Source organism: Methylobacterium sp. 142-1Y (assembly GCF_057747795.1).
In genome coordinates this window covers 1,475,448-1,487,830 of record NZ_CM173224.1, presented here as the reverse complement: position 1 = coordinate 1,487,830, position 12,383 = coordinate 1,475,448, and the positions used below count along the sequence as shown (strand labels likewise).

The window sequence follows — 12,383 nt, the reverse complement described above, 5'->3', positions numbered from 1 at the left end:
GAGATCGCACGCGATCGAAGATCGACCGACCTCGAAGGAGGGCTCCAGATACCTCAGTGCCTTCTGGAGCCCTCCTTCGAGGCTCACTTCGTTCGCACCTCAGGATGAGGTGAGTGGGTGGGATGCTCCACCCCCTTTCTCTTTCAGATCACCCCTCAGACAGGCGCTCGGGCGCGGCTGCTCCGCGGCCGCACCAACCGATCGAGAAAATTCCCGATCTCCCGCCGACGCCGCTCCGGCTCCAGGACCTCGGCCACGACCCCGAGGCGCCAGGCAAGGTCGGGACGCCCCTCCGGGTCGTGGTGCAGATCGCGAAACGCATCCGCGTAAGCATGGAGCGCGGCCTCGTCCGGGCACAAACCCGCCTCCACCACCCCGCTGGCGGAGAGCCGCAGCATCGCCGCGACCTCGTCGAGGTCGAGCTCGGGATGGTATTGCGTGCCCCAGAACACCCCCTCGCCGAGGCGGATCTCGATCGCCTGGACGTCGAGGCGGTCGTTGCCCGCCAGCACCCGGCTGCCCGGCGGCGGGTCGATGACGGCGTCGTCATGGATCGCCGGCGCGTCCCAGGCCGGCGGGCGCCCGTCGAGGAGCGGGTGCCCCGCCCCGGCCTCGGTGCGGTGGATGGCGCGAGCGAGCCCGTATTCCGGTCCGCGCGGGTTGCGGGCGGCGCGCCCCCCCGCGATGGTGGCGGCCACCTGCACGCCCCAGCACGAGCCGAAGACCGGGAGCCCGGCAGCGAGCGCCGTCCGCACCAGGTCGCATTGCCGGGTCACCGCGGGCCCGCCCTCCTCGACGTGCAGGGTCGAGCCGGTGAGCACGAGGGCGTCGCAATCGGCGAGCGCCCGCGGCAGCACCGTCCCCGCATCCGCCGGGGCGACGAGATGGCAGAGTGCGTCCGGGGCGAGCGCGCGCAGGATGCCCGCATAGGTCTCGGCGGAGGTCTTGTCGCAGACCGAGAGATGCGTCTCTCGGCCGGCCCGGTCGTTCCCATCCGCCACCAGCAGGTGCAACATGTCGGCTCCTTGTGAGAGCCTCCGCAACGCTCCCCGGAACGGGCCGTTCCCGGAACGGCTTGCCGCAGCCCTGCTGCAACGATGCTAAGTCTCGGTGATTATTCGACAAAATTTCGGTTAACGGCCCTTAAACCCGCCTCATTTAGCGTCTCTTGAATGCCCCGAGCGGGCCGGCGACGCCCCGCGGGGGACGAATGTCCGGGGGCGAAGGGGAAGTCGGCGGGATGGCGAAGGGACGCGAGCGGAAGGGTCGGGTCGAGCCGCGATTCGAGGCGGATGGATCCGGAGATCCGGCTTCCCTCGACCTGCGCCTGTCGCGCGGGGACCGGGCGGGGGGCGGCGTGGCCAAGGACAACTCCAAGGGCAGGGACAACTCCAAGGGGAAGACGGCGCCGAAACGGTCGGCCCGCGCGCCGGCCGCGCCGCGGCGCCGCCGGCGCTCGTTCCTCGGCACCCTGGTCTACGGCACGATGATCCTCGGCCTGTGGGGCCTGGTGGCTTTGGCCGGCATCGTCGCCTACCACGCCTCGCAGCTGCCGCCGATCGACCAGCTCGCGGTGCCGAAGCGCCCGCCCAACATCGCGATCCTGGCCGCCGACGGCTCGCTGCTGGCGAATCGCGGCGAGACCGGCGGGCGCACGGTGAGCATCCGCGAATTGCCGCCCTACCTGCCCCGCGCCTTCGTGGCGATCGAGGATCGGCGCTTCTACTCCCATCTCGGCATCGATCCGGTCGGCATCGCCCGCGCCATCGGCCAGAACCTGACCCGCCGCGGCGTGGCCCAGGGCGGCTCGACCCTGACCCAGCAGCTCGCCAAGAACCTCTTCCTGACCCAGGAGCGCACCGCCTCGCGCAAGATCCAGGAGGCGATCCTGGCGCTCTGGCTCGAGCACAAATACACCAAGGACGAGATCCTCGAACTCTACCTCAACCGGGTCTATTTCGGCGCCGGCGCCTACGGCGTCGAGGCCGCGGCCCAGCGCTACTTCGCCAAGCCCGCCAAGGACGTGACGCTGGCGGAGGCCGCGATGCTCGGCGGCCTCGTCCAGGCGCCCTCGCGGCTCGCCCCCAACCGCAACCTGCCGGCCGCCCAGGCTCGCGCCGCCCAGGTGCTGGCGGCGATGCAGGAGCTGGGGTTCGCCAAGCCCGCCGACGTGAAGGTGGCGCTCGCCCAGCCGGCGAGACCTGCGCGGGCGAAGGGCGGCGGCTCGGCCAACTACGTCGCCGATCTGGTGATGGACGTGCTCGACGATTACGTCGGCAAGATCGAGACCGACGTCTCGGTGCAGACCACCGTCGATCCGGCGATCCAGGCGGTGGCCGAGCGGGCTTTGGTCGACGAGCTGAACCAGAAGGGCGGGCGCTACAATGTCGGCCAGGGCGCCGTCGTGACGATGCGGCCGGACGGGGCGATCCGGGCGCTGATCGGCGGGCGCGACTACGCCCAGAGCCAGTTCAACCGCGCCACCACCGCCAAGCGCCAGCCCGGCTCGGCCTTCAAGCCCTTCGTCTACCTCGCGGCGGTCGAGCGCGGCCTGACCCCCGACACGGTGCGGGAGGACGCGCCGATCAACATCAAGGGCTGGAACCCGGAGAACTACTCGCGCAACTACAGTGGCCCCGTAACCCTGCGCGACGCGCTCGCCCACTCGCTCAACACCGTGGCGGTGCGCCTCGGCATGGAGGTCGGCCCGAAGGCGGTGGTGCAGACGGCGCAGCGCCTCGGCATCACCTCGCCGCTCCAGGCCAATGCCTCGATCGCGCTCGGCACCTCCGAGGTCACGCCGCTCGAGTTGGTGGGCGCCTACGCGGCCTTCGCCAATGGCGGCATGGGGGTGATCCCCTACGTGATCGCCAGCGTGAAGACCTCAGACGGAAAGACCGTCTACAAGCGCGCCCCGAGCAGCCTCGGCCGGGTGATCGCCCCCGACGCGGTCGGCATGATGAACGCCATGATGCACGAGGTTTTCGTCAGCGGCACCGCCAAGAAGGGCGACATCCCGGGCTGGGATCTGGCCGGCAAGACCGGCACCAGCCAGGATTTTCGCGATGCCTGGGTGATCGGCTTCTCCGGGACCCTCGTCACCGGCGTCTGGCTCGGCAACGACGACGGCGAGCCGACGAAGAAGGTGTCGGGCGGCAACCTGCCGGTCGAGATCTGGAACCGCGTGATGAGTGCGGCGCTACGCGGCGACAAGCCGGTGCCCCTGCCGGGCGCCGCCCGCTGGCGGCGCAGCACCGCCGTCGCTTCCGCCAACCCCGCCCCCGCCGAGCCGCCCTCGCTGGGCGGCCTGATCGACGACCTCGTCGGCGGCGGCCAGCCCCCGGCCCGCCAGCCGGCCCCGCAGCGGGGCGGCCCGACGCGGGAGGACAAGAACTTCCTGGAGCGGCTGTTCGGGGTCGATTGAATATGGTCCGACGAATTGGATCTCAGTTCGTCACGATGCGACCTGCGCAGCGACAAGCTCGACGGTCGTGCGCGTGAACCCTCCCTCCCTCTGCGGGGGAGGGTGCCCCACGGAGTGGGGCGGGAGAGGGGAACCCGCTTCCGGAGAAGTCGCGACCGTGGTGACGGGCGCCATCTGGATCAGCGTCGCGCTGCCCCTCTCCGGCCCCTGCTGACGCAGGGGCGGCCCTCCCCCGCAGAGGGGAGCGGTCGTTGCGCGGCGGCCGTTGGCTCGTTGAATGAAAAAAGCCGGCCCCCTGCGAAGCCGGCCTGTCGATGGGGTTTCGGCCCCAGGGCGGGGCCTCGTGGGAGAGGAGCCGCGCCGCCTTCAGCGCCGCCTTGCGTCCCCCGAAGCCTCCGACACCAGCCGGCCGAGGCCGCGCTGGTCGAGGCGAGCGGGCTTCACCTCGGCCGATTTCGCCCCGACCCTGCCGGGCGCGATGGTGCCGGTGGTGGCCGGGTCGGGAATGGCAGCGAGCGCCGGGCTCGGCGCCCGGTCCTTCTCGCGTAGCGCGATCCAGTTCGCCGCCGTGGTCAGCGCGGCGATCGCGATGATGACTTTGATTCCGCCGGTGAGGAGGCGCCACATGGCTGGTCGGGACCCACGATCTCGTCGGGCCGGCGATCCGGCCCGTCCGAACAGTCTTGGGCCACAATGCTTAACGCGCGGCCCCTCGCGGCGCGGATAGGACCGTCCCACATCGGGAGCCGGCAAGTCGGCGCGTCGGCCGGGCGGGGTCTTGCCGCGTCGAGCGCAAGTCTGGTGGGCCATGCGCCAGGGTCGCGGTTCCTGTTCCCCGAACCCGTGACGCTCCTGCGACTGCTCGGCCCACTGAGCCTCACAGGAATGGGTTGCAGAGAACTGGTCCGCCCCACCCCGTCATCGCCGACCTCTTTGCCGCACAGCCCGGATGGGTTCCGGAAGCCTCCGGGCGCGCCGGCATCGAGGACGGCCCGTGTAAGCCAGACCGGGCCGGGGGAGCAACCGGAATGCGGGCCCCGCCCTTGCGTCTAAACGCATCGGCCGGAAAAGCTTGACCGGATCCGAGAAAAAACCCGGCGGGCGCGGGCCTGCCGGGTCGAATCAGGTGATCGGCCTATGGCGCGTTCAGCGCAGCGAGCCGCAGAAGCGCTGGATGCGGTGGCAGGCCTCTTCCAGGAGCTGGTTCGAGGTCGCGTAGGAGATGCGCAGGTTGGGGCCCAAGCCGAAGGCCGAGCCGTGCACCGAGGCGACGCCCTCGGCCATCAGCAGCTCGGTGACGAAATCCTCGTCGGTCTCGATCACCTTGCCGGACTCGGTGCGCTTGCCGATCAGCTCGGCGCAGGACGGATAGACGTAGAACGCGCCTTCCGGCGTCGGGCAGCGCAGGCCGTTGGTCTGGTTCAGCATCGACACGACGAGGTCGCGCCGGGTCTGGAACGCGGCCCGGAACTCGGCCAGGTGGTCCTGCGGCCCATCGAGGGCGGCGACCGCCGCCCATTGCGAGATCGTGGCCGCACCCGAGGTCTGCTGGCCCTGGACGAAGTCCATCGCCTTGATCAGCTGCTCGGGTCCGGCGGCGTAGCCGATGCGCCAGCCGGTCATCGCGTAGGACTTCGAGACGCCGTTCATCGTCAGCGTCCGGTCGTAGAGCGCCGGCTCGACCTGGGCCGGGGTCACGAAGGTGAAGTCGCCGTAGACCAAGTGCTCGTACATGTCGTCGGTGAGCACCCAGACATGGGGATGGCGCACCAGCACGTCGGTGAGCGCCTTCATCTCGGCATGGCTGTAGGCGGCGCCCGACGGGTTCGAGGGGGAGTTGAGGATCACCCACTTGGTCTTCGGCGTGATGGCGCGCTCCAGCTCCTCCGGCTGGAGCTTGAAGTTCGTCGCCATCGTGGTCTCGCAGAAGACCGGGGTGCCGCCGCACAGGCCGACCATCTCCGGGTACGACACCCAGTAGGGCCGCGGGATCACCACCTCGTCACCCGGGTTCAGGGTGGCGAGCAGCGCGTTGTAGATCACCTGCTTGCCGCCGGTGCCGACGATGGTCTGGCTCGGCTTGTAGTCGAGGCCGTTCTCGCGCTTGAACTTGCGGGCGATCGCCTCGCGCAGGGGCACGATGCCGGAGACCGGCGGATACTTGGTCTCGCCGCGGGCGATGGCCTCGATCGCCGCCTGCTTGATGTGCTGGGGCGTGTCGAAATCCGGCTCGCCGACCGACAGGCTGATGACGTCGCGCCCCTGGGCTTTCAGGTCCCGCGCCTTCTGGGTCATCACGATGGTGGCGGAGGGTTTCACGCGCGAGAGGGCGTCGGCCAGAAAGCCCATGATGATCGACTCCGGACAAGAAGCTTTGGGACACGGCCCGGTCTGGCCGCGCTTGGGCCGCCCGGGTCTTCGAGCGGGCGGGACCCTAGTCCCGCGCGTCGGTGCGGGCAAGCGGCGCGGTGCCCGAAGAAGAGGCTGTCCCGCCTCGCGAAATCGCCGGTTCTGGACTTTTCCGCGCACCCCGTGACACCGTACCGGGCCGGGCCCGGGAGCCCGGGCGGTGGCGGGACCGAACGGCGATGGGCGAGGCGGAGCGTGTGCGGCGGGTATCCGAGGAAATCGGCCTCGCGGTCGACCATGCCGCCTGTGACCCCGCCGCCTGGGACGCCGTGATGGCGGAGATCGGCCGCCTCCTGCCCGGGGTCTGGCCGGTGCTCCAGATGGTCGATGCCGCCGCCGGGACCGGCCTGCCGCTCGTCCAGTGGGGCTGGGACCCCGCCCATGTCCGGGCCTACGAGGCGCATTACGGCGCGGTGAACCCGTGGATCTCCGTGATCCTGACGACGCCCACGATGGTGGCGATGCATTCCGAGGAGCGGATGCCGGTCTCGTCCCTGCGCCGCACCGAATTTTACGCGGACTGGCTGTCGCGGCTGGGCGGCATGACGGCCTCGAGCGGGATCAAGCTGATCGATGCCGACGGCCGCCTGGCGGTGCTGAACCTCCAGCACGACCTCGCCCGGGCGTCCCGCGACCACGGCCGGCTCGCTGCCGTGATGGGGCGGATCGGCCCGCGGATGCGCCGGGCGATCGAGACCAACCGGGCCTGCTTCCCGGTGAGCGCCGCGCTTGCGCCCGGGGAGACGCTGCTGGAGCGGGTGGCGGATCCCGCCTTCGTGGTGACGCGGGACTTGGTGACGCGGGACCTGCGCCTCGTCGAGGCGAGCCGCGCCGGCCGGGCCCTGATCGCCGAGGGCGAGGTGCTGCGGGTCGGCGCCCTCGACCGGATCCAGGTGAGGAACCCGGACCTTGCCGCGGCGATGGCCCGCGAGGCGGCGCTCGCCTGCGGCGACGCCCCCTCCCCCGGGAGCCCACCGGGCCCGATGCGGATCGGCGGGGAGACCTGGCAGGTCACGGCGATCGGCCTGCGCCAGGACCTGCGCGGCGTGCTCGGGATGGCGCGGCTGCTGGTGCCGGACCAGCTCGCCCTCATCGTCCTGCGCCGGGTGGCGGCCTCGGGCGGCGGCGGACCGGAGCGCTTGGCCGGGTTCGGGCTTTCCCCGGCGGAGGCGCGGCTCGCCCTGCTGATGGACGGGTCGCGCTCCCTGGTCGAGGCCGCCGCGAGCCTCGGCATCCGTCACGAGACCGCCCGCTCGCAGCTGCGCCAGGTCTTCGCCAAGCTCGGAGTGTCGCGGCAATCCGAGCTCGCGGTGTTCATCCTCCGGCTCAGGCAGGGCGCCTGAGCCGGAGAGCGGCAAGGTCAGCCCGGAATCACGTCCACGATCTCGTAGGTATCCGGATCGATGATGACGATGTCGTCGCCGACCAGCACGTACTGGAAGCCGCGATAGGCCGGGACCAGGGTGAGGATCGCCGGCGGCAGGGCGTGCAGCGTCACCGAGCGCGGCACCGCGACGCCGGCGCGCAGGGCGAAGTTGACGCCCGTCAGCGGCCGCACGCCGGAGCGCACGATGGTCTGGCGGAACTCGGTGCGCTTCGTGGTGTCGAGCCGCGAGACGGCGCCCCTCGCCTCGGACCGGCCGCCGCCGCGCTCGCCGCGTTCACCCCGCTCGGCTCCACGCTCGCCGCGATCTCCCCGCTCGGCTCCGCGCTCGCCACGCTCCGCGCCGCGCTCGCCGCGGTCTCCCCGCTCGCCGCGCTCCGCGCCACGCTCGCCGCCCGGCTCGGTCCCGCGTCCGCCCCGCTCGCCCTGCTCGGCCCCGCGCGCGCCGGCACCCGGCTGGGCGCCCTCGCCACCGGCCCGGCCGCCAGGGGCCCCCGGCTGCTGGCCCGCGCCGCCCGCCGGCCCGGCCCCGCCGCCCGGCTGGGCCGCACCGGCGCCGCCGCGAGGACCGGCCGCACCACCCGCGCCGCCGCCGGCCCCCACGCCCGCGCCACCGCCGGCACCACCGACGCCCGCTCCTCCGCCGGCACCACCCGCGGCCCCGCCGGCCGCACCCGCACCGCCGCCCCCTGCTCCGCCGCCGGCACCACCTGCGCCACCCTGTGCGAAGGCCGTGGCCGCGCCGAGCACCAGCACGGCGGCCGTCATCGTTCCCCGAAGCGCCTTGCCGCGAATGAGCTTGCTCATGTGACCCCTCTCCCGGCACCGCACCCGCGCGGCCGATGGCGCGGGTTGCTGCAGTGCCGGGCCGCAACGGAGAGGTGTGGGAAATGGTTCCGCACACCCGCCCGGTCCCGGAGGACCGGGCGGGCGGGCCTCAGCCGATCGCCTCCGCCACCGCGAGCCCGCAGGCCGCCGTGTCGGCGTTGCCGCCGAGGTCGCGGGTGCGCAAAGTCCGCTCGGCCAGCACCCGCTCGATGCCGGCGACGATCTCGGCCGCGGCGTCCTTCTCGCCCAGATGCTCCAGCATCATCGCGCCGGACCAGATCTGGCCGATCGGGTTGGCGATGCCCTGGCCGGCGATGTCCGGGGCCGAGCCGTGGACCGGCTCGAACAGCGACGGAAAATCCCGGTCCGGGTTGATGTTGCCGGACGGCGCGATGCCGATCGTGCCGGTGCAGGCGGGGCCGAGATCCGACAGGATGTCGCCGAAGAGGTTGGAGGCCACCACCACGTCGAACCAGTCCGGATGCAGCACGAAATGCGCCGTCAGGATGTCGATGTGGTACTTGTCCCAGGCGACGTCGGGATAGTGGCGCGCCATCTCCTGCACCCGCTCGTCCCAGTACGGCATGGTGATCGAGATACCGTTCGACTTGGTGGCCGAGGTCAGGTGCTTCTTCGGCCGGCTGCTCGCCAGCTCGAAGGCGAATTTCAGAACCCGGTCGGTGCCGCGGCGGGTGAAGACCGATTCCTGCACGGCGAATTCGCGATCGGTGCCCTGGAACATCCGGCCGCCGACCGAGGAATACTCGCCCTCGGTGTTCTCGCGCACGACCCAGAAGTCGATGTCGCCGGGCTTGCGGCCGGCGAGCGGGCTCGGCACGCCGGGCATCAACCGGACCGGGCGCAGGTTGATGTACTGGTCGAACTCGCGCCGGAACAGGATCAGCGAGTTCCACAAGGAGACGTGGTCCGGGATCTTCTCCGGCCAGCCGACGGCACCGAAGAAGATCGCGTCGTGCCCGCCGATCTGGGCCTTCCAGTCCTCCGGCATCATCCGGCCGTGCTTGGCGTAGTAATCGTAGGACGAGAAGTCGAACCAGTCCTGCTGCAGCGTGAAGCCGTGGCGCTTGGCCGCCTGCTCCAGCACGCGCACGCCCTCCGGCACCGTCTCCTTGCCGATGCCGTCCCCGGGGATCACGGCGATGCGGTAATGGCGCTTGGCTGACGGCATGGGATTCCCTCCTGTTTTTTCGCCCCCGCCGTCGCGCATCCGGCCGCCCCGGTCAATCGCCGTTCGGTGTCTCTCACAAAACTCCCGATCGCCGTCGTCGCTCGCTGTGGCAGCATCGGTGCAACGGGAGTTTTGTGAGGTGCACTCACGCCACCTCTCCGACGCTCGCCCTGCGCTGGCGGTCGAGCTCGTCGCTGTAGCGCTTGAGGGTGTGCTTCTCGGTGAGGATGCCGATCACCCGGGCGGCCTCGCGGCTCTCGACCACCGCGAGCGCCTCGCTCTCGGCCTTGTCGAACAGGGCGACCGCCTCCTTGGCGTTCATCTGCGGCACGAGCACCTGATCGCGGTAGCGCAAGAGATCGGCGACCCGGGTCTCGGCCGCCTTGTCGTCGATCGGCGCGGCATGGGCCTCGGCCACCAGCACGATGCCGGCATAGAGCCCGGCCTCGTCGACGGCGACGACCTGGGTCCCTGAACCGAGCGGGAAGGCGCGCCGGAACGCCGCCAGCGTGGTGTCGCTGCGCACGGTGCGGACCTCCCGGCGCATCAGCTGGCCGACCGTCAGGGTGCGGATCCAGCCGACATCGTGGGCGCTGCGGATCGACTCGCCGCGCAGATGGAAGCGCCAGGTCGCGAAGGAATAGCCGAAGGTCTTGCGGACGGTGAGCGAGGAGGCGATCACCGCCACCAGCACCAGGCCGGCGATGGGGAAGTCGCCGGTCACCTCCAGCGCCAGGAAGGTCATCGTCATCGGCCCGCCGATCACCGCGACGGCGAGCGCGCTCATCCCCACCACCGCGTAGGTCACCGGCGGCAGCACCATGGCGACCAGCGGCGGGGCCAGCATCACGAAGATCTTGCCGGCCAGCGCCCCGAGGAACAGCGAGGCGAAGAACAGCCCGCCGCGAAAGCCCGAGCCGATCGAGACCGCCGAGGCGAGCGCCTTGGCGAGGAAAAGGAGGATCAGCCCGGCCGCGCCGGTCGCCGCACCGTCCTCGGTCAGGTTGAGGTGGAGCGCCCCGTGCCCGGCGGAGAGCACCTGCGGCGTCGCCACCAAAGCCAGCACCCCGACCGCGACGCCGCCGAGGACCGGCCGGGCGAGCGGCGGCACCTTGGTGCGGCGCACCCCCTCCTCCACCAGCGTGACGCCCTGCATGATCAGGATGCCGAGACCGGCGCAGATCAGCCCGAGGCCCAGCGTCGGCAGGTAATCGGCCGGGCCGACCGGTGGGGTCGGCCCGATGGTGATGACCGTCTGGTGCCCGAGGATCGCCCGGGACACGAAGGCGCCGGCCAAGGCCGCGGTGACCACCGGCGTGAGCGAGGCGATGGCGTAGGTGCCGATGATCAGCTCGAAGGCGTAGAACGCCCCGGTCAGCGGCGCCCCGAACGCCGCCGCGATGGCGGCCGCCGCCGCGCAGCCCACAAGGATCCGCATGTCGTTGCGGCGCAACTCGAAGCTGAGGCCCAAGCGCGAGGCGAATCCGGCCGAGATCTGGGTATAGCCGGCCTCGAGCCCGACGGAGGCGCCGCAGCCGTTCGAGATCAGGTTCTGGACCGCGACCAGCACGGAGTCGCGCAGCGAGAGCCGGCCGCCATGCAGCGCGTTGGCCTCGATCGGGTCGATCACCGGGCTGCCCGGGACCCGCCGCACCCGGCTCCCGAGCCAGAGCGCCAACCCGAGAGCGACGCCGCCCAGAGCCGGTACGCCGAGCGCCACCAGCGGCGGCACGTGGGCCGTTGCGCTCAGGCGCTCGTCGAGGTCGAGGCCGAACAGCCATTCATGGGCCCCTTGCGCCGCCCAGCCCATGAAGCTGACCAGCGCCCCCGACACGCAGCCGACGAGGGCCGCGAGCAGGATCAGGCCGATCTCGCCGCCGCGCACCCAGGCGCGCAAGGCCCCCGGCGCCTGCACGAGAGCGCTCTCCGTCAGGGAGCGGCGGACCGTCTCGGATTTCGGCGTCATCGGACCGGAGGATCGGGCTTGTCGGGAATCGGCGGGCGCCGGCCGCGGTTTACGGCGTGGAGGCCGACCGGTCGATGACCATTCGGAATGGAGCCGGCGCAGATTCCCGCCCTTTCGGTGCGAAAGCCGCGGATCGGCGCTTGCCACGACGCTCGGGCCGGACTACACAGCCCCCCGTCGCGAGCCGCCATAGCTCAGTTGGTTAGAGCGCTAGATTGTGGATCTAGAGGTCCCCCGTTCGAGCCGGGGTGGCGGTACCACGGACACTCGCGGATCGAAGCACCGGCGCCGGGCGCCGCGGATGCGCCGAACGATCCGCACCAATCCTTTCAAATTTGTTAAAGCATCGGACAAGTGGTCTGTGCACATCTGTCCCCGGAACGAGGGGAGGACGGTGTGCAGCGCTACTTCTTCGATCTGAGCGCCGGTGCTTGGCAGTGCCGGGACGATATCGGGCTCATTCTGTGCAGCCAGGACGAGATCCGCGGCGAGGCGACCCGGACGGCGATCGAGTTCGCCGGGGCGGGCCTGGCCGGTGCCGATCTCTCCGATCTGAGGGTTCGGGTCCGCGACCGGACCGGCGACCCCGTCATGACCGTGAGCCTCGCCCTCACCGTGCGCGGGCCGGAGGAGCCGTTGCGGCTGGCGTCGCGCGCTGCCCGGCCCCGGATGGTGCGGGCTGCCTGACGGCGGCAGCGGGCGGTCGGTACCGCCCGCCCTACCCGGTTGCGATCCGGCGGCCGGCGAGGCCGCGCGCGGCGGCGAGCCCGATCAGGGCGCCGCCCACGCTCGCCGCGAAGTCGACGGCCTGCGCGGTGCGGCCCGGGACCCAGAACTGTCCGATCTCCAGGATGCCGGCGAGGAGCGCGAGGCTGAGGCCGAGACGCCAGGCCGGCAGGCGGGGAAAGCCCAAACCGAGAAGCCCCGCCGTGCCCGCATAGGCGAGGAGGTGCTCGACCTGGCCGGCCGCGCCGGTGCGCAGCTCCCAGTCCTTGGGGATCCAGGACAGCCAGACCAGAACCGGCAGGCAGGCGAGGCCCGCCATCCCGGCGATGCGCCGCGGATCCGGCCGCGCGATCGATCCCATGCCCCGCCCCTTTCGTCCCGGTCACCTGCCGCCCCGGCCCACCCGGCGTCTCGCCCGCATGGTCGACCGGACGGACCCGGCCGCACAAGCGCGCCA

General features: G+C 71.6%; 10 protein-coding genes and 1 tRNA gene. 4 read left to right on the top strand and 7 right to left on the bottom strand.

The genetic code is table 11. From position 1 onward, the window contains the following. Window positions 1–155: 155 nt before the first annotated feature. Entirely contained in the window at window positions 156–1,016 is an 861-nt protein-coding gene (locus AC3AOF_RS06950) for a type 1 glutamine amidotransferase (protein WP_236991458.1), read from the bottom strand. Window positions 1,017–1,240: 224 nt separating this feature from the next. Here AC3AOF_RS06950 and AC3AOF_RS06945 point away from each other — a divergent pair, with 224 nt between their 5' ends. Further along, window positions 1,241–3,424, top strand: a complete 2,184-nt coding sequence (locus tag AC3AOF_RS06945) for a transglycosylase domain-containing protein (protein WP_236991459.1) — start codon at window positions 1,241–1,243, stop codon at window positions 3,422–3,424. 366 nt (window positions 3,425–3,790) lie between these two features. Here the strand turns inward: AC3AOF_RS06945 and AC3AOF_RS06940 are convergent, their stop codons facing one another. Then, window positions 3,791–4,051, bottom strand: coding sequence for a hypothetical protein (locus AC3AOF_RS06940; RefSeq protein ID WP_236991460.1), 261 nt, complete (start codon window positions 4,049–4,051; stop codon window positions 3,791–3,793). 519 nt (window positions 4,052–4,570) lie between these two features. Continuing rightward, window positions 4,571–5,773: a pyridoxal phosphate-dependent aminotransferase gene (locus AC3AOF_RS06935; RefSeq protein WP_488348054.1), complete on the bottom strand. Its 1,203-nt coding sequence runs from the start codon at window positions 5,771–5,773 to the stop codon at window positions 4,571–4,573. 257 nt (window positions 5,774–6,030) lie between these two features. Here AC3AOF_RS06935 and AC3AOF_RS06930 point away from each other — a divergent pair, with 257 nt between their 5' ends. Next, window positions 6,031–7,176, top strand: a complete 1,146-nt coding sequence (locus AC3AOF_RS06930; protein ID WP_488348053.1) for a helix-turn-helix transcriptional regulator — start codon at window positions 6,031–6,033, stop codon at window positions 7,174–7,176. A gap of 17 nt (window positions 7,177–7,193) precedes the next feature. On the opposite strand, the gene AC3AOF_RS06925 is transcribed toward AC3AOF_RS06930, so the two are convergent. The 3 genes from AC3AOF_RS06925 to AC3AOF_RS06915 form a co-directional block, all read right to left on the bottom strand. Beyond that, window positions 7,194–8,024, bottom strand: coding sequence for a DUF1236 domain-containing protein (locus AC3AOF_RS06925; RefSeq protein WP_488348052.1), 831 nt, complete (start codon window positions 8,022–8,024; stop codon window positions 7,194–7,196). Between the two features lie 130 nt (window positions 8,025–8,154). Beyond that, entirely contained in the window at window positions 8,155–9,234 is a 1,080-nt protein-coding gene (locus tag AC3AOF_RS06920; protein WP_236991464.1) for a tartrate dehydrogenase, read from the bottom strand. Between the two features lie 145 nt (window positions 9,235–9,379). Then, complete coding sequence (locus tag AC3AOF_RS06915; protein WP_236991465.1) at window positions 9,380–11,200, bottom strand: chloride channel protein; 1,821 nt, start codon at window positions 11,198–11,200, stop codon at window positions 9,380–9,382. Window positions 11,201–11,383: 183 nt separating this feature from the next. On the opposite strand from AC3AOF_RS06915, the gene AC3AOF_RS06910 reads away from it, so the two are divergent. Together AC3AOF_RS06910 and AC3AOF_RS06905 are read left to right on the top strand one after the other, a co-directional pair. Next, a tRNA-His gene (locus AC3AOF_RS06910) sits at window positions 11,384–11,460 on the top strand. Window positions 11,461–11,596: 136 nt separating this feature from the next. Next, window positions 11,597–11,887 (top strand): DUF6894 family protein, encoded by a 291-nt coding sequence (locus AC3AOF_RS06905; protein WP_488348051.1) that lies wholly within the window; start codon window positions 11,597–11,599, stop codon window positions 11,885–11,887. Between the two features lie 31 nt (window positions 11,888–11,918). Here AC3AOF_RS06905 and AC3AOF_RS06900 read toward each other — a convergent pair whose 3' ends face one another. Next, window positions 11,919–12,287 (bottom strand): VanZ family protein, encoded by a 369-nt coding sequence (locus tag AC3AOF_RS06900; RefSeq protein WP_488348050.1) that lies wholly within the window; start codon window positions 12,285–12,287, stop codon window positions 11,919–11,921. Window positions 12,288–12,383: the final 96 nt, after the last annotated feature.

What these genes read in the sequence shown, in the direction of transcription:
- AC3AOF_RS06925 (WP_488348052.1), bottom strand. Translation starts at nt 8,024, where the DNA reads ATGAGCAAGCTCATTCGCGGCAAGGCGCTTCGGGGAACGATGACGGCC.
- AC3AOF_RS06915 (WP_236991465.1), bottom strand. Translation starts at nt 11,200, where the DNA reads ATGACGCCGAAATCCGAGACGGTCCGCCGCTCCCTGACGGAGAGCGCT.
- AC3AOF_RS06935 (WP_488348054.1), bottom strand. Translation starts at nt 5,773, where the DNA reads ATGGGCTTTCTGGCCGACGCCCTCTCGCGCGTGAAACCCTCCGCCACC.
- AC3AOF_RS06900 (WP_488348050.1), bottom strand. Translation starts at nt 12,287, where the DNA reads ATGGGATCGATCGCGCGGCCGGATCCGCGGCGCATCGCCGGGATGGCG.
- AC3AOF_RS06950 (WP_236991458.1), bottom strand. Translation starts at nt 1,016, where the DNA reads ATGTTGCACCTGCTGGTGGCGGATGGGAACGACCGGGCCGGCCGAGAG.
- AC3AOF_RS06920 (WP_236991464.1), bottom strand. Translation starts at nt 9,234, where the DNA reads ATGCCGTCAGCCAAGCGCCATTACCGCATCGCCGTGATCCCCGGGGAC.
- AC3AOF_RS06945 (WP_236991459.1), top strand. Translation starts at nt 1,241, where the DNA reads ATGGCGAAGGGACGCGAGCGGAAGGGTCGGGTCGAGCCGCGATTCGAG.
- AC3AOF_RS06940 (WP_236991460.1), bottom strand. Translation starts at nt 4,051, where the DNA reads ATGTGGCGCCTCCTCACCGGCGGAATCAAAGTCATCATCGCGATCGCC.